The organism is Aurantimonas sp. A3-2-R12, assembly GCF_036016755.1.
In the GTDB taxonomy this organism is placed as follows: domain Bacteria; phylum Pseudomonadota; class Alphaproteobacteria; order Rhizobiales; family Rhizobiaceae; genus Aurantimonas; species Aurantimonas coralicida_A.
Map to the genome: position 1 here is coordinate 104,561 of NZ_JAYXIH010000001.1, position 22,710 is coordinate 127,270.

Sequence of the window (22,710 nt, forward strand, 5' to 3'; positions counted from 1 at the left end):
CCGCATTTGCGAAACAGGGCGTGGGCCGCTAAGGAACACTGTTTCCCGATTTTGTTTATGCCGAGAGGATTTGAGGCCTGTGACGCACCGTTTGTCGAACGCTTCCACCACGATGCTCGCCGCCGGGCTGGTCGGACTTGCGACGCTTGCCGTCGGCGTTTCAGGGGCGATCGCCCAGGACGCCAAGCCCGCCGCCGGCCAAGCGCGGGCTGCCAACCCCGCACAAGCCCAGGCGATTCCCGCCGAATGGTTCAAGGTCTGCTCGACCCAGGGTGAAAACGAAATCTGCAACACCCAATACACGATGATCGCCGATACGCGGCAGTTGATCACCGCGGTCAACCTGATCAACGTCAAGGGCAAGGTGAACCAGAAGGTCATCCAGGCCGTGGTCCCGACCGGACGGGTCATTCCCGCTGGCGTTCAGATGAAGGTCGACGACGAAAAGCCGCAGACCCTGAACTACTCGGTCTGCTTCGCCGACCGCTGCATCGCCGAGGCTGAACTGACCGACGCCCTGGTCGCTTCGATGAAACGCGGCAAGCAGATGACGGTGACGTCGATCAACTTCCAGCGCCAGGCCAATCCGATCCCGATCAGCCTGTCCGGATTCACCCAGGCCTTCGACGGGGCTCCCAAGGCTGAGCCGGAGCTGGCCCAGCGCCAGAAGGAGCTGAACGAGGCCTTGCAGAAGCAAGCCGACGAGCGGCGCAAGAAGTTCGAGGATGCCCAGAAGGCGGCCAAGGACAACACCGGCGAGGCCAAGCCCGCCGCGCAATAAGCAAGGCCTGGCTCGGCGGGACCATTTTCCGAAGGATCAAACGGCGGCGTCAGCCGCCGTTTGCTTGTCCGCGCGCGGCACGCCGTCTCGCGACTGCGGCAGGTTCAATTGCGGTGGGCACCTTTCAGTTGGTACGAACCATCGATGGGGCCATCGAAGATCTCGCCGATCTGGGGATGGCGAACCGGGACCCCGGTCTCGTCGGGCAGGAGGTTTTGCTCCGAGACATAGGCGATATATTCGCTCTCCGCGTTCTCGGCGAAGAGATGATAGAATGGCTGGTCCTTGCGCGGACGCACGTCCTCTGGGATCGAGTTATACCATTCTTCGGTGTTATCGAACTCTGGATCCACGTCGAAAATGACACCGCGGAACGGATACATGCGATGGCAGACGACTTGTCCAATGAAGAAGCGGGCAGTTTGCATCAAATTCACGACTCCCTTAAGGGACCGGCAATAGCCAATCTCGAAGCGACAACGCAAGCGCGTCTGTCGCCGCCGCCGACGAACCGCACACCGATGACGCGTTTCCTCACGCTCCGGACTGCCCGTTGATCGCGATCGTCGGCCTGATCTCGCCGTTCTTCGGCCTGATCGCGCTCGGATTCGCCACCGGTCGGATCGTCCGCCATCCGGTCGACGGGCTCGCCTGGCTCAATGTCTTCATCATCTATATCGCGCTGCCGGCGCTGTTCTTCCAGCTTTTGTCGAAAACCCCGGTCGAAAAGCTCGCCAGCGGCGGCTTTATCGTCGCGACGACGCTGGCAACTTTCGTCATCTTCGCCCTGGGCTTCGCGGTGGCGTTGGCGAGAACGCGGGGCGACATTCCCGTTGCGACGATTCAGGGGCTCGCCGGAGCCTACGGCAATATCGGCTATATGGGTCCGGGACTGGCCCTTGTCGCCATCGGCCCGGAAGCCGCGGTTCCGGTGGCGCTGATCTTTTGTTTCGACAACACCCTGCATTTCACCATGGCGCCGCTGATGATGGCGCTGGGCGGCGATCGCAAGGGATCACCGGCGAAGATCGCGCTCGGCGTAGTGGTCAAGATCGTCACACATCCGTTCATCATCGCGACCGCCCTCGGGGTCGCCGCCGCCATCGTCGGGGCCACGCCGCCGGAGCCTGTGGACCGCTTCCTCCAGCTTCTCGCCAACGCGGCGGCGCCCTGCGCGCTATTCGCGATGGGGGTGACGCTGGCGCTGCGGCCATTGAAACGGGTGCCGGTGGAACTTGGCTATATCGTGCCGATCAAGCTCGTGCTGCATCCGCTTGCCGTGTGGCTGCTGCTGGGATTGTTCGGCAACTTCAATCCGGTCTGGGTGAAGAGCGCGATCCTGCTCGCCAGCCTGCCGACGGCGACCAACGTCTTCGTCATCGCGCAGCAATACGGCGTGTGGGTGGAGCGCGCCTCGGCCTCGGTCCTGGTGACGACGGTGTTCTCCGTCGCCTCGGTCACGCTGTTGCTCTTCCTGATTTCCTCAGGGATCGTTCCGGCCGATCCCTTCGCGTAGTGATCGGGAAACTCCGGCGAGGCCCGCGCCGGGCGACAAACCCTCCCGCATGGCGAACTGGCGCAGAAGCGGAACGCTCCGCATAGCGGCCAACCCGGCGGTCCGCGCGAGCTGCGTGGGCAGGAAGTCGGCGAGAAGCGAGCGGTTGAGAAGATCGACCCCGACGGTGCGCGAGCGGACGTCGGCCCGGCGGGCCGCTTCGTAACGCGACAGCGCCCCTCGCTGACCGGGATCATCGCGGCTTTCGGTGGCGAAACGGACGATCGCCTCGCAATCCCTCAAGCCGAGATTGAGCCCTTGCGCCCCGATCGGCGGAAACGCATGGCCCGCTTCTCCGACGAGAGCGAGGCGTTCGCCGGTCATCCGGTCGACCGATGCCCCGGACAGCGGAAAGCGCTGGATGGGCTCCTCGATTTCGACCGAACCGAGAATCGAATGCATCTTGTCCTCGACCATGCGCGCGAGCCGGTCCGGCTTCAGGTCGACATAGAGTTCTGCCAGCTCGGGCTCCTCGACCCACACGAGGGATGAACGCCGGCCGGGCAGCGGCACCTGCGTGAACGGGCCGGCCCGCGTATGGAATTCCGTCGAGACGGAATGATGATCGATGCGATGGCGAAAGTTGAAGACGATGGCGCTCTGCGGATAGGTCCATTGCCGGACGCCGATTCCGGCCGCCTCGCGCATTGGCGAGCGGCGCCCGTCGGCGGCCACGACCAGCTCGACGCAATAGGACCCCCCATCCTCGAGCGTCACCACGGCCCGGTCGCCTTCGATCGTGAAGCCCCGTGCTGCCGTCTCCCGAACCTCCAACTCCGTCGCCTCCGCGACGCCCTCGCTGAGCGCCGCCTGGAGATCGGCGTTGAGAACATTGTAGCCGAATGAGGCCAGGCCGATTTCGCTGGCGCGGAACTCCACGACCGGCGCGCGAAACAGGCGCTTGGTGTCGTCGATGAGCCGCATCACCGCCAAGGGCGCCGCTTTTGCGCCGAGCCGATCCATTACGCCCAGACTGGACAAAAAGGCGACAGAATCGCCCAAAAGCGCGGTGCTGCGCCCATCCGGCGTCGACTTCGGCGCGATCAGCACGGTGTCGAAGCCGGCGGCGGCAAAAGCCAGCGCGGTGGCGGTTCCCGCCAATCCGCCTCCGACGACGGCGATCTCTCTACGCTCTGTGGCCACTTGCACAATCTCCCGCCGTTTATCCGGTGAAATGGTCGGAAACCGCGAGCGGTGTCGCTCGTTTCGCTTGGAATCCCGACATACGCCGGTTACAGCGGATGGCAATGGTCGTTGGCCGAGGGGCGGCGAAAAGCGACAGCGCAGCGTGGGGATTTATGGCAGACGAAGTCACCGCCTTCGATAAATGGCGCGCCTTCGGCGTGCATCTTTTGACCGCCAGCGGTGCCTTCCTCGCGTTCATGTCGGTCATTGCGGCGGCGGAGCAGCGCTGGGTAGCGATGTTCGGTTGGTTGGGCTTCGCGCTGTTCGTCGACGGGATCGATGGACCGCTGGCCCGGCGGATCGAGATCAAGCGGGTGCTACCCAATTGGTCGGGGGATCTCCTTGATTCGATTATCGACTATGCGACCTTCGTCATGATCCCCGCCGTCGCTCTCTATCTATCGGGCATGATCGGCCGGCCATGGTCGTTCGTCGCCGCGGCGCTGATCGTCATCTCCAGCGCGATCTATTATGCGGACCTCCGCATGAAGACGAAGGACAATTTCTTTCGCGGATTTCCGGTCGCCTGGAACATGGTCGTCTTCACGTTTTTCGCCATTCAGCCGAACGAGTGGACCGCATTCGCGTTCGTGGTCTTCTGCTCCGCGGCAACTTTCCTGCCAATCAAATTCCTGCATCCGGTGCGCGTCGAGCGGTTGCGTGGCGTCAATCTCGGCGTCTTCGCGATCTGGTCCGTTCTGGGGCTCGCCGCGCTGTTTTCCGACTTCGCGCCGCTGTGGTGGATCAAATGGGGACTTGTCGCCTCCGGCCTCTATCTGTTCGCCATCGGCGGCGTCCTCCAGATGGTCGACCGCCTGCGGGGCGTTTCGCACGATTAGCGCGGAATGAGGAAAAGTGGGAACCGGTTTTCCACCCGCATTCCGCGCTGAGTTTATGGACTCGATGACGACGAAACCGGATCGAAGGTTTCGATTTCATCGTGATCTGGGAATAACGGGAGTGAAGCATGAGCAAGGCAATTGTCGTTCACGAAGTGGGTGGCCCGGAGGTCCTGAAGTGGGAGGATCACGATCCGGGTCGGCCGGGTCCCGGCCAGATTCTGGTCGATCAGAAGGCGGCCGGCCTCAACTTCATCGACGTCTATTTCCGCACCGGGGTCTACAAGTCACCGACGATGCCCTTCGTTCTCGGCAAGGAGGGTGCGGGCGTCGTCTCCGAAGTCGGGGAGGGGGTCGACCGCTTCCAGGTGGGTGACCGCGTCGCCTATAACGGCGTCACCGGCAGCTATGCCGAACGGCTCGTGACCGAGGCGGACAAGGCCGTGAAGCTGCCCGACTCGATCGACTTCAAGACCGCCGCGGCGATCATGCTGAAGGGCATGACGGCGGAATATCTTCTGCGGCGGACCTTCAAGGTAGGGCCGGACACGGTCCTTCTGTTCCACGCCGCAGCCGGCGGTGTCGGCCTGATCGCCGGACAATGGGCCAAGCATCTCGGCGCGACCGTGATCGGAACAGCCGGCACGCCGGAAAAGTGCAAGCTGGCCCGCGAGAACGGCTGCGACCATGTGATCAACTACCGCGAGGAGGATTTCGTCGAACGAGTGAGGGAGATCACCGACGGACGCAAATGCGACGTCGTCTACGATTCGGTCGGCAAGGACACCTTTCCGGGAAGCCTCGATTGCCTGAAGAATCGCGGCCTGTGGGTCGCCTTCGGCCAGTCCTCCGGCAAACTGCCAGATATCGACCTCGGCATTCTCAACCAGAAGGGATCGCTCTACGCGACCCGACCGAGCCTGTTCGGCTACAACACCAATCGCGAGGAACTCGACGCCTCGGCCAAGGCGCTGTTCGACGTCATCGAATCGGGCGTGGTAAAGATCACCATCGGCCAGACCTATCCGGTGTCCGAGGCGGCCCAGGCGCACCGCGATCTCGAAGGGCGAAAGACGACCGGCGCGACCGTCTTGACGATCTAGCTGTTTGCTTCCGGACCGAGGACGCCGTCGCGTGGGAATTGCGGCGGCGCCACTTCGGTGCAAACGCCTTGCATACGACGCAACGGGGGCCGCCAGGACTGACCATACGCGCGCTGGAGCGATCCGATGTTCGACCTCATCGTCACCAACGCCAATTTGCCCGATGGCCGCACCGGGATCGACATCGCGGTCCGCGACGGCCGGATCGCCGCCGTCGAACGCGGCATCGGTGCCGAAGCCGCCGCGACGATCGACGCCTCCAATCGTTTGGTCTCGCCGCCCTTCGTCGATCCGCATTTCCACATGGACGCCACACTGTCGCTGGGTCTCCCCCGGATGAACCAGTCCGGAACGCTGCTGGAGGGCATCGCGCTGTGGAGCGAGTTGAAGCCGCTCCTGACCCGCGAGGCTCTGGTCGAGCGAGCGCTGCGCTACTGCGATCTCGCCGTCGCGCAAGGCCTGCTCGCCATCCGCAGCCATGTCGACGTCAGCGACCCGCGTCTCGTCACTGTCGAAGCGCTGCTCGAGGTCAGGGACCGGGTCAAACCTTATCTCGACCTGCAACTCGTGGCGTTTCCGCAGGATGGCTATCTGCGCGCGCCCGGCGCCGCCGACGCGCTCGCCCGCGCTCTGGACATGGGCGTCGATATCGTCGGCGGCATTCCGCATTTCGAGCGAACGATGGCGGAGGGGGCCGCCTCGGTCGCGGCGCTCTGCCGGATCGCCGCCGAGCGGGGCCTTCCCGTCGACATGCATTGCGACGAATCCGACGACCCCCTGTCCCGCCATGTCGAGACCCTGGCGGCTGAAACTATCCGGCACGGGCTTCAGGGCCGGGTCGCCGGCTCTCACCTCACCTCCATGCATTCGATGGACAATTATTACGTCTCGAAGCTGATCCCCTTGATCCACGAAGCTGGAATGCATGTCATCCCGAACCCGCTGATCAACATCACGTTGCAGGGCCGCCATGACAGCTATCCCAAGCGCCGTGGCATGACCCGCGTGCCGGAACTGATGGCCGCCGGGATCAACGTCGCCTTCGGCCACGACTGCGTGATGGACCCCTGGTACGCGCTCGGCTCCGGCGACATGCTCGAGGTCGCGCACATGGCCATCCACGTTGGCCAGATGACCTCGCGCGAGGCGATGCGCGCCTGCTTCGACGCGGTCACCGTCAATTCCGCTCGGGTCATGGGGCTCGACGGTTATGGCCTCGCTGTCGGCAACCACGCCGATTTCCTCGTCCTGCAGGCGGCGGACCCGATCGAGGCCATCCGCCTCAAGGCGCATCGACTGGCGGTGGTGCGAAGAGGGCGGATACTCGCCCGATCGGAACCACGGGTGAGCCGATTGTTCCTCGACGGCCGCGATGCGATTGTCGATGCCGCCGCCTACGCGCCGCAAGCCGGACGCGATTCCGATTGATCACTTGATAAGCGACGATCGAAGCCGGGCAGATAGGCATGGCGGGTCGGCACTACGTCCGTTGCGATGAGTCCCGACCGTGGGGAGGTGGCACGCCGAAGTCCGGACTTGCAAAGAGATAGTTTAACTATAAAATATCTTGTGCGACGACCCGTTCGACCCGACAGGAGAGAGCCCATGCGTATCACCGTGATCGGTGGCGGTCCTGGCGGCCTCTATTTCGCCCTCCTGACCAAGAAGCGGCAGCCGGACTGGTCGGTCGAAATCTATGAGCAGAACCGCGCCGACGACACGTTTGGCTTCGGTGTCGTGTTCTCCGACGAGACGCTGCACGAGTTCCTGTCGCGCGACCGTAAATCCTTCGACCGCATCCGCACTGAATTCGCCTATTGGGACGACGTCGCAATCCACAAGCAGGGCACCGAGATGCGCTGCGCCGGCAACGGCTTTGCCGGCATCTCACGGATGAAGCTTCTCGCCATTTTGCAGCAGCGCTGCCGGGAGGAGGGGGTGGACCTGCACTTTTCCGCGGCGGTCCGACCGGAGGAGATCGCCACCCGCTTCACCGATTCCGACATCGTCGTCGCCGCCGATGGCGTGAACTCGCGCATTCGCGAGCATTTTCGTGAGGCCTTCCAGCCCGAGGTGACGATCAAGTCGAACCGCTTCTGCTGGATGGGCTCGACCCGGCCGATGGACGAGTTCAACTATTTCTTCCGCGAAACCGAGCACGGCATCGTCTGCGCCCATTGCTACCAGTACGAGCCGGGTCGCTCGACCTGGGTGTTCGAGATGGATGAGGCCTGCTTTCAGGGCCTCGGCTTCTCGGAGACCGACGAGGAGGATTCACGCGCCAGGCTCGAAGCGCTGTACGAGGAAGAGCTGGAGGGGCACGGTCTGCTGCTCAACCGCTCGCAATGGCGCCGGTTTCCCCGCATTTTTTGCCATCGCTGGTCGCACGGGAACATCGTGCTTCTGGGCGATGCCAAGGCCTCGGTGCATTTTTCCATCGGCTCGGGCACCAAGCTCGCCATGGAATGCGCGATCTCGCTATCCGACGCGGTCGTCGAACACGGCGAGACGAGCGTCGAAGACGCCTTTGCAGCCTATGACGCGGAGCGGCGCACGCCCTGCCAGATCATCCAGCACAATGCCGACGTCTCGCTGGCCTGGTTCGAGCATATGAACCGGTCCTGGGACATGAGTCCGGAACAGTTTTCGATGGTCGTCATGTGCCGGGCGAAGTCGATCACCTACGACAATCTGGTCGTTCGTGATCCGGCCTATGTGGAGAAGGTCGACACCGCCTATTACGAACAGCTTTATCGCGAGACCGGTGACGATTACCGCGAAAGCCGGCCGACGCCCATGTTCACCAAATTCCGGCTTCGCGACATGGAGGTTCAGAACCGCGTGGTGATGTCGCCGATGGCGCAATATTCGGCCGACGCCAATGGCAATCCGACCGACTGGCACTTCGTCCACTACACCTCGCACGCGCTCGGCGCGCCGGGCCTTGTCTTTACCGAGATGACCTGTCCGTCGGCCGACGCGCGGATTACCCCGGGCTGCACCGGACTGTGGACCGATCGCCACGAGGCCGAGTGGAAGCGGATCGTCGACTTTGTCCACGCCAACACCACGACCAAGATGGTGATGCAGCTCGGCCATGCCGGTCGCAAGGGCTCGACCCAGCTCGGCTGGGAGAAGATGGACCGGCCGCTGGCGGACGCGGCGAAGAACTGGCAAATCTATTCGGCCTCGCCGATTCCCTATTTCGAGGGTGTCAGCCAGGTTCCGGCGGAACTCGACCGCGCCACAATGGACCGGATTAGGGACGATTTCGTCCAGGCGACGGAGCGGGCGGAGCGGGCCGGCTTCGACATGGTCGAGCTTCATTGCGCCCATGGCTACCTGCTCGCCTCATTCCTCTCGCCGCTGACCAACACGCGCGACGATGAATATGGCGGTGCGATCGAGAACCGGCTGCGCTATCCGCTGGAGGTGTTCGAGGCGATGCGCGCAGTCTGGCCGGCGGAAAAGCCGATGTCGGTGCGCATTTCCGCGACCGACTGGCAGGAAGGGGGTATCGACGAAGGCGACAGCGTCGCGATCTCCAAAGCCTTCGCCGAGGTCGGCTGCGACCTCATCGACGTTTCAGCCGGGCAGACGGTCGCCGACCAGACTCCGATCTATGGCCGGATGTTCCAGGTGCAGTTCGCCGAGGCGATCCGCAACGTGCCGAAGCTGGCGGTGATGGCCGTCGGGGCGATCACCGAGCCCGCGCAGGTCAACACCATCCTGCACACGCGCCGCGCCGACCTCGTCGCGCTCGGCCGGCCGCATCTATGGAACCCGTATTTCACCCGCGAGGCCGCCGCCTGGTACGACGCGCGCAACCAGCACTGGCCGAAGCAGTATCTTGCCGGACGTGACCAGGCGCATCGCGAACTGGCGAAAAAGCGCGAGCAGGACATTGAAACCCGGCGCAAGGCGAGGCCACGACCGCATGATTCCGGCGATGGTCAGTCGCCTCCGGATCGGCGCGAGGCGGCGGAGTAGGGGGCGGGCCGCGCGATCGACTTCAGCCGAACGCCTTGAAGGCGACCAGCGTAAACGTGTCGGCGACGCCCTCGGTCACCTGGAGACGCTCGGTGACGAAGTGGCCGATGTCCTGGTCATCGCTGAGATAGAATTTGGCGATCAGGTCGTAATGGCCGGACGTGGAGAACACCTCCGAAATTTCCTCGATGTCCTGGATGAGGCTGTCGGCGACTTTGTAGGCCATGCCGGGCTGGCATTTGAACTGGACGAAGATCGGTTTCATGAAGGCTCCTGCCGGGGCGGGCGGCGGTGGTTCGTTTGTCTGGATACGACGGTTTCAGGAGTTCGGGGCACCCGTCAAGATCGCGACGAGTTCGCTCGCCGGATCACGGAGTTCGTCGATGACATCGAAATGATGCTTTCCCGGCCGTTCGACTGCTCGCGTCAGCACGCCGAAACCATGCCAGACATTGGCGAGCAGCGCGTTCTGACGGCGAAATTCGCCCAGTTCGGCGCCACCGACGAGACAGGTGATATCGATATTCGCACGCGGCTCGAGAAGCGCCGGGCTCTCGGCGCGCGCCTCGGCGAGGTCGAACTGGAGGATGTCGTGCATGCCGGTCGCGAGCAGCGGGCGAAGGTCGTGAACGCCGCTGATCGAAACCGTCCGGTCGATGCGGTCTGCCGTGGCACGCGCGATCGGCGCGTCGGTGCAGAGCATGCGCGAGACGAGATGGCCGCCCGCCGAGTGACCGGAGAGGCGGATCGGCCCACGAACTTCGTCGGCAACGTGGTCGAGGAACGCGCCGATTTCTCGCGTGATCGCGCGGATGGTCGCGTCGGGGCAGAGCGTATAGCTCGGCATTGCGACCGCATGACCGCGCTGCAGCGCCCCTTCGGCCAGATGCGACCAGAGCGATTTGTCGAAGGCTTTCCAGTAGCCGCCATGGACGAAGACGACGAGACCGAGCGGAGCCCCGTCCGGGAAAAACAGATCGTATCGGTTGCGGGGCGCTGGGCCATAGGCGCGATCGAGCCGGGCTCGTCCGGCCGAGGCGAGATGCTCCCGGAAGGCCGTGGCCGCAGCCGCCCATCGCGGCGGATAGGACTGCGATCCGGCGATCGCGGCACTGTTGGCATAGGCTGCGTCGAAGTCGGTCAGAGGGGCGGCATCCTGCCGCCAGGAAGATTGCACCATGGCGCGTCGCGATCCCGATCAGTCCGGCACGATGGCGGTGGCTTCGATCTCGACCAGCGCCTTCGGCTCGACCAGATCGGAGACCTCGACCAGCGCCATCGCCGGGAAGTGGCGCCCCATGATCCGGCGATAGACGGGGCCGAGTTCGGCCAGCGAAGCGCGGTAGGTGGCAATGCTCCTGACATACCATGTCAGCCGGGCGATGTGCTCAGGTCCGCCACCAGCTTCCGCCACAACGGCGAGCACGTTCTTCAGCGTCTGTTCGACCTGGGCGACGAAGCTCTCGGGGAATTTCTCGCTCTCGTCCCAGCCGATCAGCCCGCCGGTCAGGACCATGTTGCCCCGTCCCATCACGCCGTTGGCATAGCCTTTTGGTGTCGGCCAACCCGCCGGTTGCAAAGCGGTGAGGCTGCCCTTGGCGGTCGGGCGATCGGATGTCGCGGCTTCACCGACGATCGGACGGGTTAGATTCACGCCATTTCTCCCTGGCTGGCTTCCCGTTCCGCCTGCTGGCGCAGTGCGAAGCGTTGCAGTTTGCCCGATTCGGTCTTTGGCAGCGCCTCGACGAAGACGATCGATCGGGGATATTTATAGGGCGCCAGGTCCTGTTTCACATGGTCCTGCAGCGCCTTGGCCAAGGCCGCATCCCCGGCTTGGCCGTCCGCCAGCAGCACATAGGCTTTCACGATACAGCCGCGATCCGCGTCCGGGGAGCCGACGACCCCGGCTTCCGCGACGGCCGGATGGGCGAGGAGCGAGGCTTCGACCTCCGGTCCGGCGATGTTGTAACCCGAGGAGACGATCATGTCGTCGTTGCGCGCCTTGAACCAGAAATAGCCGTCCGCATCCTCGACATAGGTGTCGCCGGTAATGTTCCAGCCGCTTTGGACATACGCCGCCTGACGGTTGTCGGCGAGGTAGCGGCAGCCGATCGGACCGCGCATGGCGAGGTGTCCGGGCGTGCCGGTCGGGCAGCGCTTGCCGTCTGCGTCGATCACCCGCGCTTCGTAGCCCGATACCGGTCGGCCGGTGGCGCCCGGCCGGATCTCGTCTTCGCGCGCGGCAATGAAGATATGCAGCATCTCGGTCGCGCCGATCCCGTCCATCAGCTTGAGGCCGGTCGCCTCAAGCCAAGCCTCATAGGTTGGAGGCGGCAATGTCTCCCCAGCCGAGACGCATTTGCGTAAGGAAGAGAGATCGAACTCGTCGCTCTTGGCCGCGATGGCGCGATAGGCTGTGGGCGCAGTGAAGCAGATGGTCGCGCGATAATCGCCGATCGCCTTGGCGAGATCCGGCGGTGCGGCCTTTTCGATCAGCACGGCCGCCGCACCGATCCGGAACGGGAACAGGACAAGGCCGCCGAGGCCGAAGGTGAAGGCGAGCGGTGGAGAGCCGATGAAGACGTCGTCCGCATTCGCCCGCAGCACGTCTTTCGCATAGCAGTCGCAGATGACGAGAAGGTCCCGGTGATAGTGGATCGTCGCCTTGGGAAGGCCTGTGGTTCCGGATGTGAAGCCGAGAAGGCAGGGATCGCCCGCCCGTGTCGCCGGCGGGTCGAATCGGTCGGAGACGTTTTCGAGCAGGTCTCCCAACTCTCCGCCGGCGGTCCCGGACCACGTCACGACGCGGTCGAGCACAGGCGACGCTGCGGCGGCCTTCGCCATCTCGTCGACGAGCGACGCATCGCAGAAAGCCAAGCCGATCTCGGCCTTGCCGATAATCTTGACGAGTTCCTTTGCCCGCAAGAGCGGCATCGTCGCAACGACCACACCGCCGGCCTTGATGACCGCCATATACAGCGCCACCAGCGTCGGATTGTTGGCCGAGCGCAGCAGCACCCGGTTGCCGGGGACGAGGCCAAGCTTACCGACCAGCACATTGGCCATCCGATCGATCAACCGGGCAAGTTCGGCATAGGTCCAGGACACGTCCGGGCCAATCACCGCGATGCGCTCACCGCGACCCTCGGCAACGTGGCGGTCGACGAGTTCGACCGTGGCGTTCAGTTGCGCCGGGTAGCCGAGCCGGTCGAGATTGATGAAGTCCGGCATCAGGTGAGCCGGCGGCAAATTATCGAGGACGAAGGTGTCGACGTGGCACGTGTCGGTCATGGCGTCTCCTCAAGCAACTTGCGACAGGAGTTGGCGGGCGATGATGAGTTTCTGGACCTCCGTGGCGCCTTCGTAGATTCGCAGCGCGCGGATCTCGCGATAGAGCGTCTCGGGAACCGAGCCGGAACGCACCCCTTCGGCGCCGTGGATCTGCACGGCACGGTCGATGACCTCCTGGGCGTTTTCGGTCGCCACCATCTTGGCCATCGCGGCTTCGCGCGTGATCCGCGGCGCGCCGGCGTCGCGGGTCCAGGCGGCGCGGTAAACGAGGAGGGCGGAGGTATCGATGGCCGTCGCCATTTCCGCCAACGCGGTTTGGGTGAGCGGCAGATCGGCAAGCGGTCCGCCGAAAAGCTGGCGGCTGCGCGCCCGATCCAGTGTAACGTCGAGGGCGCGGCGAGCAAAGCCGAGCGCGGCGGCGCCGACGGTGGAGCGGAACACATCGAGCGTCGCCATGGCGATCTTGAAGCCGTCACCGCCATTGCCGATGCGGTTCGTCGTTGGGATACAGCAGTCGTCGAATGTCAGGCGTGCCAGCGGATGCGGCGCGATGGTCTCTAGCCGCTCGGCGATCACGAGGCCCGGCGTGTCGGCCGGCACGAAAAACGCCGACAGCCCCTTCGCGCCTGGCGCTTCGCCGGTCCGCGCGAAGACCACGTAATGATCGGCGATGCCGCCATTGGAAATCCAGATCTTCTCGCCATCGAGCCGGAGCATGTCGTTGCCGGCGGGCGTGGCCTTCAGCGCAATCTGGGCGACGTCCGACCCCGCCTCGGGCTCGGTCAGGGCGAAGGCGGCAATGGTCTCGCCGGCGCGCACGCCCGGAAGAATCCGCCGCTTCAGCTCGTCGGACCCGGAGAGGGTCAGGGCCCCGGTGCCGAGCCCCTGCATGGCGAAGGCGAAATCGGCCAGGCCGTCGTGACGCGCGAAAGTCTCGCGCAGGATGCACAGGCTGCGGACGTCGAACCGCTCGTCCTCGGGCGCGGCATGAGCGAGGAAACCAGCCGCGCCCATCGCCTCGACCAGCCGGCGGCAACTGCCGTCTATGTCGTGATGATCGGCGAGAGCGGGCACGTTGTCTGCGGCCCAGCGCTCGGCTTCGTCCGCCAGCCGGCGGTGGCGCTCTTCGAAGAATGGCCAGGCGAGGAAGCTCTTGTCCGCCATCGTCTCAGTTTCCCTCGAAGACCGGCTGACGCTTTTCGGCGAAGGCCTCGAAGGCCCGGCGGAAGTCGCCGGTCTTCATGCACAGCGCCTGGGCGATCGCCTCCGCGTCGATGGCCTCGTCGACGCCCATCGCCCATTCCATCTGCAGCATCCGCTTGGTGACCGAATTGGCGTAGGTGGGCCCTTCGCTCAGCGCCTTTGCCATCTCCATGGCGGCATCGAGCGCGCCACCCTTGTCGGTGAGGCGGTTGAAGAACCCCCAGCGCTCGCCCTCTGCGGCACTCATGAAGCGGCCGGTGTAGAGCAATTCCGAGGCGCGGCCCTGGCCGACGATGCGTGGCAGGATCGCGCAGGCGCCCATATCGCAGCCCGCAAGTCCGACGCGATTGAACAGGAAGGCGACCTTCGCGCCAGCCGCTCCGACCCGCATATCGGACGCCATGGCCATGATCGCGCCGGCGCCAGCGCAAACGCCCTCGACCGCGCTGATCACCGGTTGCGGACAGGCCCGCATCTCCTTGACCAGATCGCCGGTCATCGTCGTGAAGGCATGGAGCTGAGAGGCACTCATTTTGGTCAGCGGCTCGATGATCTCGAAAACGTCGCCGCCGCTGGAAAAATTGCCGCCGGCGCCGGTGAGCACGACGGCGGTCACCGTGTCGTCGAAGCGCAACGCGTGGAAGGTGTCGCGCAGCTCGGCGTAGCTCTCGAAGGTCAGCGGGTTTTTCCGCTCCGGCCGGTTCAACATCACGGTCGCGATCCCGCCATCGATCGATAATCGAAAATGCTCCGGCGCGAAATCGGCGAGCGGCGCGGCGATGGCGTTCTGGTACTTCATGACTTCTCTCCGCGGACGGTCGGCGTCCGTGCGCTATTGCTGGCCTTGCGCACGGAGGCCTTGAGATCGCCCAACTGGTTCCAGAGCGCCTCCTGCTCGGCCGGAGCAAGTTCCCCGAGCATCTCGGCGATCCAGTTGCCGTGCGCCTCCGCCATCGTCGCGAAAACCGATCGCCCCTTGGCTGTCAGGCGGACACGGACCGCACGGCGATCGATCTCGGAGACCTGACGTTCGATGAGATCTTCCTGGACGAGACGATCGACCAGCCCCGTCACATTGCCGTTGGAGACCATCATCCGGCGGGACAGCTCGCCCAAGAGAATGCCGTCCGGCGAACGCTCGAGCTGCGCCATCAAATCGAAGCGCGGAAGGGTGGTGTCGAACTCTTCGCGCAGCCGTTTGCGGATCTTGGCCTCGACCAAATTGGTGCAGGTCAGCAAGCGCAACCAGAGGCGCAATTCGGCGCGGTGGTGCTGCGGACTTTCGCGCACCTTGGATTCTGCATCGATAGGATCGACCGTCTCGCGTCGGGCGTTGCTCACAGCTCACCTCCCGCGACCGCGATCGCCTGTCCGGTGATTGCCGAGGCGCCGGCGCCAGCCAGCCAATGCACACAATCCGCCACCTCGTCGGGACGGATGAGTCGACCGAGAGGATTGGCGCTGGTGAATTCAGCGAGAAGGTCGGCGCGGAGGCGCCCGGTCTTCTGCTCCAGCCGATCGAGCGACCCCGACACGAGGTCGGTGTCCGTGTAGCCCGGACAGACGGCGTTGACGGTTATGCCCGTCGGCGCGAGTTCCAGCGCCAGCGCCCTGGTGAGCCCGACAACAGCGTGTTTGGCGGCGCAATAAGCCCCGACATAGGAATAGCCCTTGAGCCCGGCGGTCGAGGCAATCGTGACGATCCGGCCGAAGCCGCGCTCCTTCATGGCCGGTAGTACCGAGCGTATGGCGGTCAGCACCGGCTCGACATTCAGCGCCATCATCCGGCGTAGCTGGTCGACATCGAGCCGGGAGATCGGTGCGGTCTCGGCCCCGCCGGCGTTATTGACCAGGATGTTGATGGGGCCAGAGCGTGTGGCGGCGGTGTCGAGCGCCTCTTCCAAGGCGGTGGCATTGGTGACGTCCGCCGCGACCGCGGCCGCGGCTCCAAGTTCGGCGCGGACCTGTTCGGCGCCATCTTGAGAGCGTGCGAGCACTGTCACCGTATCACCAGAAGCGACAAAGCGCTCGGCGATCGCCCGCCCGATGCCGCGGGAGGCGCCGGTAACGAGGATATGTCGGGGCCGTCGTTCGATGGTCACGGGATCATCCTGCATCCGGAAACTATTTTAACATTAAACTAATAAATCGGACTTGCAATCGGCATCCTGCATGGCCCGTCCTGTCACGGGACAACACGTCTCAGGCGTTGGCGGCTCTGCGCTCCGCCTGACCGCCGGGTTGAGCGGCGAAGCCGGCTTTTCCCGCATAGCCGCTGACGATTGCCTGGCGTTCGGCGCGGCTCAGCACGGAATCGACCTGATCGAAGCCACCGGGCGCCAGCTTCTCGACTTCGTCGATGACCCGCTCGGGGCCGCCCTTGCGGTTGAGTCGCACCACCTCGGCGGTCGTCGGCAGCCGCTCTCGTTCGTATTCCCACAGGGCCTGGCAGGGGTGCTCGGCGCGGTGCAGGGCGTCGGCAAGGGAGCGGGCGTCGAGGATTGCCTGCGAGGCGCCATTGGAGCCGACCGGATACATCGGATGGGCCGCGTCGCCGAGTAGCGTAACCCGCCCGAAGGTCCAGCGGGGCAGGGGATCGCGGTCGCACATCGGATATTCGAAAGCCTGCGGCGTCGCCTCGACGAGCGCGGCGACATCGAAATCGGGAATGGTGAAGCGCTTGGCGTAGGGCAGCACCAGCGAGCGCAACGCCGGTCGCGACCAGCTTTCCTTCGGCGGCGGCGAGGTCTTGCCGTCGGCCATCTTGACGTTGACGACCCAGTTCATCAGCTGCTTGCCGTCGCCGAGTTCGGCGATGGGATAGAGCACGAATTTGGCGCCCATGCCGCCGCCGATCGCCATCGTCCGACCGTCGCCCCATGATGTCCACTCGGCCGCGCCGCGCCACATCAGGACGCCGTTCCAGCATGGTGCTCCCTCGTCAGGGTAGAAGTGACGCCGGCCGGCCGAATGGATGCCGTCGGCGCAAACGAGGATATCTCCCCGCACCGTCGTCCCGGCGTCGCCCTTCACCGCGTCGGTGAAATGCGCAGTCACGCCGCCTTCGTCCTGCATGAACCCGGAAAGGCTCAGCCCGGTCTTCACTGACTCCTGCCCGAGCCGCTCGATCACGGCGTCGTGGATGACCTTCTGCAGCCGTCCGCGATGGATCGAGAACTGCGGCACCGGATGGCCGGCGTCCGTGCCGCGCGGCTCGCGCCAGACCTCCTGGCCCTGGCGATTATAGTAGACCAGCTCGCGGGTGCGGATGCCGACCTTGTCGAGCGCCGGCAGCAGCCCGACCTCGGCGAGTTCCCGAATTGCATGGGGGAGGGTGTTGATGCCGACCCCCACTTCGCGAACCTCGGGAGATTGCTCGTAGACCTCGGCCCGAATGCCGCGCTTGTGCAGCATCAGCGCGGTGGTCAGACCGCCGATGCCGGCCCCGACGATGATCACTTTCATGGTCTGTCCTCCAGTCCTGGGGCCGTGTGGATCACTCGGCATCCGGCGGCGGCAGGAAATCCACCTCGTGCTTGGCGGAGATGGCGACGACCTCGGCCGGATCGGCCGCCGGCCCCAGATTGTGTAGCGCCCAGAAGAGATCGTAGAGCCGACGCGCCGGCGAAACCCAGAACAGACACTTCACGTCGGCACCGCTGCGATTGAAGATACCGTGCGGTATGCCGCGTGGCAGGCGGATCGTGTCACCCGGCTGGGCGAAGGTCTCCTGGCCGTCGAGGACCAGGTCCAACCGACCCTGAAACATGTAGATGAACTCGTCCTGGGTCGGATGGATGTGCGGCGGCACGAAGGTGCCGACGGGAAACGTCGCGTGCCAGGACAGCGAACTCTCGCAGTGGTGTTTCGGGATGTAGGTCTGGCCAAGGATGTTCCAGCGGATGCCGTCGATGCCTTCGTCGGCCTTGGTCACCCCGGCGGTCATGATCGTCATCGAATATCTCCCTTCGACGTTGCGAGTTGGTCAGTGTCAAACATGCAGAAACCGGTCCTTGATCTCCGGCGTCGACCTGAGTTCATCCGTCGTTCCGGTCCAGGCGACGCGGCCCTTCTCGATGACGACGTGTCGGTCAGCAAAACGGGCGAGCGCATCGACGTTCTTGTCGATGACGAGGATCGCCGCCCCGGCATCCTTGATGGCGGCGAGGCAGGTCCAGATCTCCTCGCGAATGAGCGGGGCGAGACCTTCGGTGGCCTCGTCGAGAACGACGAGGCGGGGATTGGTCATCAGCGCGCGGCCGATCGCCAGCATCTGCTGTTCGCCCCCGGACAGCTGGTTGCCCATATTGCGCCGGCGTTCCTGAAGGCGTGGGAACAGCCGGTAAATTTTGCTCAGCGTCCATTGGGCGGGCCCCGTGCCGGGGCGATGGGTAGCCACGAGGTTCTCTTCGACCGAGAGCGTCGGAAAGATCTGCCGGCCTTCCGGCACCAAACCAAGGCCGTGCTTGGCGATGACGTGGGGCGGGCGCCCGGTGACGTCGTCGCCGTCGATGAGAATTCGGCCGCCGCGCGGCTTCAAGAGCCCGAACAGGGATCTGACGGTCGTGGTCTTGCCCATGCCGTTGCGGCCGAGCAGCGTGACGACCTCGCCCGCAGCGACGGTGAGATCGATCCCGAACAGAATGCGGGAGTCGCCATAGCCGCTTTCGAGACCTTCTATCGCCAACATCAGGCGGCCTCCTCTTCGCCGAGGTAGGCACTGCGCACTTCGGGGTCCAGGCGCACCTCCTCCGGGGTGCCGGTGGCGATCAGCCGCCCATAGACGAGAACGCTCACCCGGTCGGCGAGAGCGAACACCGCCTCCATGTCGTGTTCGACGAGAACGACGGTGTGCGTGGACTTCAGCTCCCGCATCAGCGCGACGAGCACGGCGGATTCTTCGTGGCCCGTTCCCGCGAGCGGTTCGTCCAGCAGCAGCAATCGCGCCCCGGTGGCCAAGGCGATCGCGATCTCGAGTTGACGCTTTTCGCCGTGCGACAGGCTGCCGGCGCGGCGGTCCGCCCGGTCGTCCAGACGGACGCGTGCCAGCGCCGCCATCGCCTCGTCGTTGAGCCGGGTTTCGCGCGCCGCCGGCGTGAAGAAGCGGAAGCTCGAGCCCGACCGCGCCTGGACGGCCATCGCGGCGTTCTCCAAGACGGTGAAACCGTCGAGGATCGAGGTAATCTGGAATGACCGCGCAAGACCACGGTGCACCCGCTCGGCCATGCCGAGCCGGGTGATGTCCTCGCCGGCGAAGTGGACGGTGCCCGAATTGCTGCGGAGGTTTCCCGAGAGCTGATGGATCAGCGTCGTCTTGCCGGCCCCGTTCGGTCCGATGATTGCATGGAGTTCGCCGGGTGCGACATCGAGGCTGACATCATCGGTAACAGCGAGCGCACCATAGGATTTTCGGAGATTGCGGACATCGAGCAACGGCGTCGTCATGACCGCGCGCCCTCGGATAGACGGGAAACGAAACCGGCGATGCCGCCGCGGGTGAAGAGGACGAGGAGCACGAGGAGAATTCCGAGCCAGAGCTTCCAGTGTTCGGAAAACTGCGCCAGCCAATCCTCCAGCAGCAGAAACGCGATCGCCCCGGCGATCGCGCCGACGAGGGTTCCCATGCCGCCGAAGACGACCATGACGATCAGCTCGCCCGAGCGTTGCCACGTCATGTAGGCGGGGGAGACGAACTCGGCCTGATTGGCGAGGAAGACGCCAGCGACGCCGGCAATCGCACCCGCGATGACATAGGCGGTCAGTTGGTACGGGAACGGGGCAAAGCCGATCGCCTGCATGCGAAGCCGATTGTCGCGGGTTCCCCGCAGTACCCTGCCGAAGCGTGAGGCGACCAGCGCTCTCAGGCCGACAAAGGCGGCGACGAGGAAACCGAGCGCACCGTAGAAGAGGACGTGATCGCTCTCTAACAAGTCCGTACCGAACAGCGTCGAGCGGTTGGCGAGGGTGATGCCATCATCGCCGCCATAGGCCGACAGCGAGACCATGAAGAAATACGCCATTTGGCCGAAGGCGAGGGTGATCATGATGAAATAGACGCCCTTGGTCCGCAACGAGATCGCCCCGGTGATCAGGGCGAAGAGCGCTGAAACCAGGATAGCGGCGAGCGCCTGAAGCAAAATGTCCTCGATGCCGTTCGCCGCCAGGATCGCGACGGCATAGGCTCCGAGCCCGATGAAGGCCGCATGGCCGAAGGACACCATCGCGCCGTAGCCGAGTACGAGGTCGAGCGAGAGCGCTGCGATCGCGAAGATCGTCAGGCGGGTGGCAGTAACGAGCAGAAACGGATCGTCGAGGGCCCATGCCAGCAGCGGCAGGAGCCCGAGACCGGCGAAAATCACTGCGGCCGCGACACTGGAGCCGTGACGGCCGAGGAGCGGGCGACGAACGGCTCCGACGTCGATCTGCGAATTGGAGACAGCAGCGTCCGACAGGCCCGAGGTCATTGGACGGTCCCTTTGGTCGGAAACAGCCCGGAGGGCCTGAAGAACAAGACCGCCGCCATCAGGATGTAGATCAGCATCGGCGCCAGGGTTCGGCCGGTCTGCGAAGCGGCCGACGGGTCCATCAGGCTGCGCAACAGGATCGGCCCGAAGGTGCGGCCGAGCGTGTCGACCAGACCGACGAGGATGGCTGCTACGAAAGCGCCACGGACCGACCCGACGCCGCCAATGACAATGACGACGAAGGTCAGGATCAGGACGCTGTCGCCCATGCCGGGCTCGACGGAAAGGATCGGTGCGACCATGGCGCCGGCAAAGCCCGCCAGCATTGCCCCGAGGCCGAAGACGATCATGAACAGCCGGCCGATGTCGACGCCGAGCGCCGAGACCATCGGTCCGTTGGTGGCGCCGGCCCTGAGCAGCATGCCGATCCGCGTGTGATTGACCATCAGATAAAGGCCAAGGGCAGTGACGAGACCGGAGGCGATGATCGCAACCCGGAAGAACGGATAGCGCATGTTGCCGATGAGCGGCATCGAGCCAGAAAGGATATCGGGGATCGGCACGCTCATCGGTGCCGCGCCCCAGATCATCTTCACCCCCTCATTGAGGATCAGGATGAGCCCGAAAGTAGCGAGCACCTGATCGAGGTGATCGCGGTCGTAGAGTCGCCGAAAGATCAGGAATTCCAGAACGATGCCGAAGGCGAGCGTCGCCGGAAGAGCGAGGGCCAGCCCGAGGAAGAAGTCACCGGTGAAGGCGGTGAAGGTGGCAGCCAGATAGGCGCCGACCATGTACAGAACGCCGTGCGCCAGGTTGATCAGGTCCATGACACCGAAGATCAGTGTCAGCCCGGCGGCGACGAGGAACAAGAGGATGCCGAGTTGGATCCCGTTCAGCGCCTGGAGAAGAAAGAGGTTGAACATCCGTGCCCTTCGGCGGCTCGTTCATCGCGGCAAGCGGCCATGATGCCATCCCGGCACCGCCAGTCCAGAACGGCGGCGCTCGACATCAAAATCGAACACCCGCTCGGCGCCGGCCGGGGTTTTTCGCCCGGCCGGCTTCACGAGCGGGCCGCTACTGCATCTTGCATTCGGCGGCGTAGTTGTCCTGGTAGTCGTCGAAGATCTTCTCGGCGATCTGCGTCTGGTATTTGCCGTCGTCGCGCTTGGCCACCTTGACCAGATAGAAGTCCTGGATCGGGTAGTGGTTGTTGCCGAGCTTGAAATCGCCACGCAGGGACTGGAAGTCGGCTGCCTCAAGCGCCGAACGCAAAGCATCCTTGTCGTCGAGCTTGCCGGCGGCCTTGACCGCGCTGTCAATCAGCTGCGCAGCGTCGTAGGCCTGCATGGCGTAGGTGCCTGGAACGCTGCCGTATTTTTCCTCGTAGGCGGCGACGAAGGCCTTGGACTGCTCGTTGTCCATGTCCGGCGCCCAGTTGGCGCCGCCGTAGAAGCCGACGGCCGCATCCTGCTGGGCGGGCAGGGTGGTCTCATCGACGGTGAAGGCGGACAGGAACGGAATGTTGTCGAGCCCGGCCTGCCGATACTGCTTGACGAGGTTCACGCCCATGCCGCCCGGCATGAAGGTGAAGACGGCGTCCGGCTGCTCGGCGGCGATCTGCGCGAGCTCGGCCGAGAAATCGAGCTGGCCGAGCGGCGTGTAGATCTCGTTGACCACCTCGCCCTTGTAGGAATGCTTGAAGCCGGCCAGCGAATCTTTGCCCGCCTGATAGTTCGGGGCGAGCAGGAACAGGCGCTTGTAGCCTTTGTCCTGAGCATATTTGCCGAGAACCTCGTGAACCTGATCGTTCTGGTAGGAGGTGACGAAGAAGTTCTCGTTGCACTCGGCCCCGGCGAAATTCGAGGTGCCGGCATTTGGGCTGATCAGGAAGGCACCGCCGTCTGTCACCGGCTTGTTAATCGCCATCAGGATGTTGGAAAAGATCGGGCCGACGACAAAGTCGACATCGTCGCGTTCGACCAGTTCGCGTGCTTTGTTGGCGGCGATATCGGGTTTCAGCTCGTCGTCGACGGTGGTGATCTCTGTCTCCAGGCCGCCGAGCCTGCCGCCCATCTTCTCGACCGCAAGCAGGAAGCCGTCACGGCCCTGCTCTCCGAGCACCGCGGCGGGCCCGCTCAATGTGAACATCAGGCCGATCTTCAGTTTTCCGTCGTCGGCGGTCTGCGCCATCGCCGCGCCGGACAAGGTGGTCGCAGTCATAAGGGCGATAGTGGCGGTGCGGATCGAACTCATCTCTTGATCTCCATTCAAAAAGGTCGCTAACAATGGTCCGTCCCCA

Annotated in this window: 23 protein-coding genes; 6 read left to right on the plus strand and 17 right to left on the minus strand. The window is 64.4% G+C overall.

The features are described 5' to 3' along the window. Positions 1-112 precede the first annotated feature (112 nt). The gene (locus tag VSX60_RS00475) at positions 113-781 is read left to right on the plus strand and encodes an invasion associated locus B family protein (protein WP_327622271.1); all 669 of its coding nucleotides are present in this window, start codon (positions 113-115) and stop codon (positions 779-781) included. A 104-nt stretch (positions 782-885) separates the two neighbouring features. On the opposite strand, the gene hspQ is transcribed toward VSX60_RS00475, so the two are convergent. Then, entirely contained in the window at positions 886-1,209 is a 324-nt protein-coding gene (hspQ, locus tag VSX60_RS00480; RefSeq protein ID WP_327622147.1) for a heat shock protein HspQ, read from the minus strand. 125 nt (positions 1,210-1,334) lie between these two features. Between hspQ and VSX60_RS00485 the strand changes: the two genes are divergently transcribed. After that, positions 1,335-2,297 carry an AEC family transporter gene (locus tag VSX60_RS00485; protein WP_327622148.1) on the plus strand — a complete coding sequence of 321 codons (963 nt, stop codon included), beginning with the start codon at positions 1,335-1,337 and terminating at the stop codon, positions 2,295-2,297. Here the strand turns inward: VSX60_RS00485 and VSX60_RS00490 are convergent. Then, positions 2,265-3,479: a UbiH/UbiF family hydroxylase gene (locus VSX60_RS00490; protein ID WP_327622149.1), complete on the minus strand. Its 1,215-nt coding sequence runs from the start codon at positions 3,477-3,479 to the stop codon at positions 2,265-2,267. The two genes, VSX60_RS00485 and VSX60_RS00490, sit on opposite strands and share 33 nt — an antisense overlap. 155 nt (positions 3,480-3,634) lie before the next feature. On the opposite strand from VSX60_RS00490, the gene pcsA reads away from it, so the two are divergent. The 4 genes from pcsA (at position 3,635) to VSX60_RS00510 (ending at position 9,453) form a co-directional block, all read left to right on the plus strand. Next, entirely contained in the window at positions 3,635-4,360 is a 726-nt protein-coding gene (pcsA, locus tag VSX60_RS00495; protein WP_327622150.1) for a phosphatidylcholine synthase, read from the plus strand. Positions 4,361-4,488: 128 nt separating this feature from the next. Then, entirely contained in the window at positions 4,489-5,463 is a 975-nt protein-coding gene (locus VSX60_RS00500; protein ID WP_327622151.1) for a quinone oxidoreductase family protein, read from the plus strand. A gap of 126 nt (positions 5,464-5,589) precedes the next feature. Beyond that, the gene (locus tag VSX60_RS00505) at positions 5,590-6,891 is read left to right on the plus strand and encodes an amidohydrolase family protein (RefSeq protein WP_327622152.1); all 1,302 of its coding nucleotides are present in this window, start codon (positions 5,590-5,592) and stop codon (positions 6,889-6,891) included. Between the two features lie 177 nt (positions 6,892-7,068). Then, on the plus strand, positions 7,069-9,453 hold the full coding sequence (locus VSX60_RS00510; RefSeq protein WP_327622153.1) for an oxidoreductase: 2,385 nt from the start codon (positions 7,069-7,071) through the stop codon (positions 9,451-9,453). A 22-nt stretch (positions 9,454-9,475) separates the two neighbouring features. On the opposite strand, the gene VSX60_RS00515 is transcribed toward VSX60_RS00510, so the two are convergent. The 15 genes from VSX60_RS00515 to VSX60_RS00585 form a co-directional block, all read right to left on the minus strand. Continuing rightward, positions 9,476-9,718 carry an Lrp/AsnC family transcriptional regulator gene (locus VSX60_RS00515; protein WP_327622154.1) on the minus strand — a complete coding sequence of 81 codons (243 nt, stop codon included), beginning with the start codon at positions 9,716-9,718 and terminating at the stop codon, positions 9,476-9,478. A gap of 54 nt (positions 9,719-9,772) precedes the next feature. Next, positions 9,773-10,633, minus strand: a complete 861-nt coding sequence (locus VSX60_RS00520) for an alpha/beta hydrolase (RefSeq protein WP_327622155.1) — start codon at positions 10,631-10,633, stop codon at positions 9,773-9,775. An 18-nt stretch (positions 10,634-10,651) separates the two neighbouring features. Further along, positions 10,652-11,089, minus strand: coding sequence for a RidA family protein (locus VSX60_RS00525; RefSeq protein WP_327622272.1), 438 nt, complete (start codon positions 11,087-11,089; stop codon positions 10,652-10,654). Between the two features lie 14 nt (positions 11,090-11,103). Beyond that, positions 11,104-12,744, minus strand: a complete 1,641-nt coding sequence (locus tag VSX60_RS00530; RefSeq protein WP_327622156.1) for an AMP-binding protein — start codon at positions 12,742-12,744, stop codon at positions 11,104-11,106. 9 nt (positions 12,745-12,753) lie between these two features. Beyond that, on the minus strand, positions 12,754-13,908 hold the full coding sequence (locus tag VSX60_RS00535) for an acyl-CoA dehydrogenase family protein (protein ID WP_327622157.1): 1,155 nt from the start codon (positions 13,906-13,908) through the stop codon (positions 12,754-12,756). Between the two features lie 4 nt (positions 13,909-13,912). Further along, entirely contained in the window at positions 13,913-14,746 is an 834-nt protein-coding gene (locus tag VSX60_RS00540) for an enoyl-CoA hydratase family protein (RefSeq protein WP_327622158.1), read from the minus strand. Further along, positions 14,743-15,288 carry a MarR family winged helix-turn-helix transcriptional regulator gene (locus tag VSX60_RS00545; RefSeq protein ID WP_327622159.1) on the minus strand — a complete coding sequence of 182 codons (546 nt, stop codon included), beginning with the start codon at positions 15,286-15,288 and terminating at the stop codon, positions 14,743-14,745. Before VSX60_RS00545 ends, VSX60_RS00540 begins: the two co-directional genes overlap by 4 nt. After that, positions 15,285-16,043, minus strand: a complete 759-nt coding sequence (locus tag VSX60_RS00550) for an SDR family NAD(P)-dependent oxidoreductase (RefSeq protein WP_442873027.1) — start codon at positions 16,041-16,043, stop codon at positions 15,285-15,287. Before VSX60_RS00550 ends, VSX60_RS00545 begins: the two co-directional genes overlap by 4 nt. A 106-nt stretch (positions 16,044-16,149) precedes the next feature. After that, a complete protein-coding gene (locus VSX60_RS00555) occupies positions 16,150-17,412 on the minus strand; it encodes a flavin-dependent oxidoreductase (protein ID WP_327622161.1) in 1,263 nt (420 codons plus the stop codon). Positions 17,413-17,443: 31 nt separating this feature from the next. Next, positions 17,444-17,902 (minus strand): cupin domain-containing protein, encoded by a 459-nt coding sequence (locus VSX60_RS00560; RefSeq protein ID WP_327622162.1) that lies wholly within the window; start codon positions 17,900-17,902, stop codon positions 17,444-17,446. Between the two features lie 36 nt (positions 17,903-17,938). Beyond that, positions 17,939-18,637: an ABC transporter ATP-binding protein gene (locus VSX60_RS00565; RefSeq protein WP_327622163.1), complete on the minus strand. Its 699-nt coding sequence runs from the start codon at positions 18,635-18,637 to the stop codon at positions 17,939-17,941. Further along, positions 18,637-19,392 (minus strand): ABC transporter ATP-binding protein, encoded by a 756-nt coding sequence (locus tag VSX60_RS00570; protein WP_327622164.1) that lies wholly within the window; start codon positions 19,390-19,392, stop codon positions 18,637-18,639. The genes VSX60_RS00565 and VSX60_RS00570 overlap by 1 nt, the downstream gene beginning before the upstream one ends. Further along, positions 19,389-20,411: a branched-chain amino acid ABC transporter permease gene (locus VSX60_RS00575; RefSeq protein ID WP_327622165.1), complete on the minus strand. Its 1,023-nt coding sequence runs from the start codon at positions 20,409-20,411 to the stop codon at positions 19,389-19,391. The genes VSX60_RS00570 and VSX60_RS00575 overlap by 4 nt, the downstream gene beginning before the upstream one ends. After that, positions 20,408-21,334 carry a branched-chain amino acid ABC transporter permease gene (locus tag VSX60_RS00580; RefSeq protein WP_327622166.1) on the minus strand — a complete coding sequence of 309 codons (927 nt, stop codon included), beginning with the start codon at positions 21,332-21,334 and terminating at the stop codon, positions 20,408-20,410. The genes VSX60_RS00575 and VSX60_RS00580 overlap by 4 nt, the downstream gene beginning before the upstream one ends. A 151-nt stretch (positions 21,335-21,485) precedes the next feature. Beyond that, the gene (locus tag VSX60_RS00585; RefSeq protein WP_442873024.1) at positions 21,486-22,664 is read right to left on the minus strand and encodes an ABC transporter substrate-binding protein; all 1,179 of its coding nucleotides are present in this window, start codon (positions 22,662-22,664) and stop codon (positions 21,486-21,488) included. Positions 22,665-22,710: the final 46 nt, after the last annotated feature.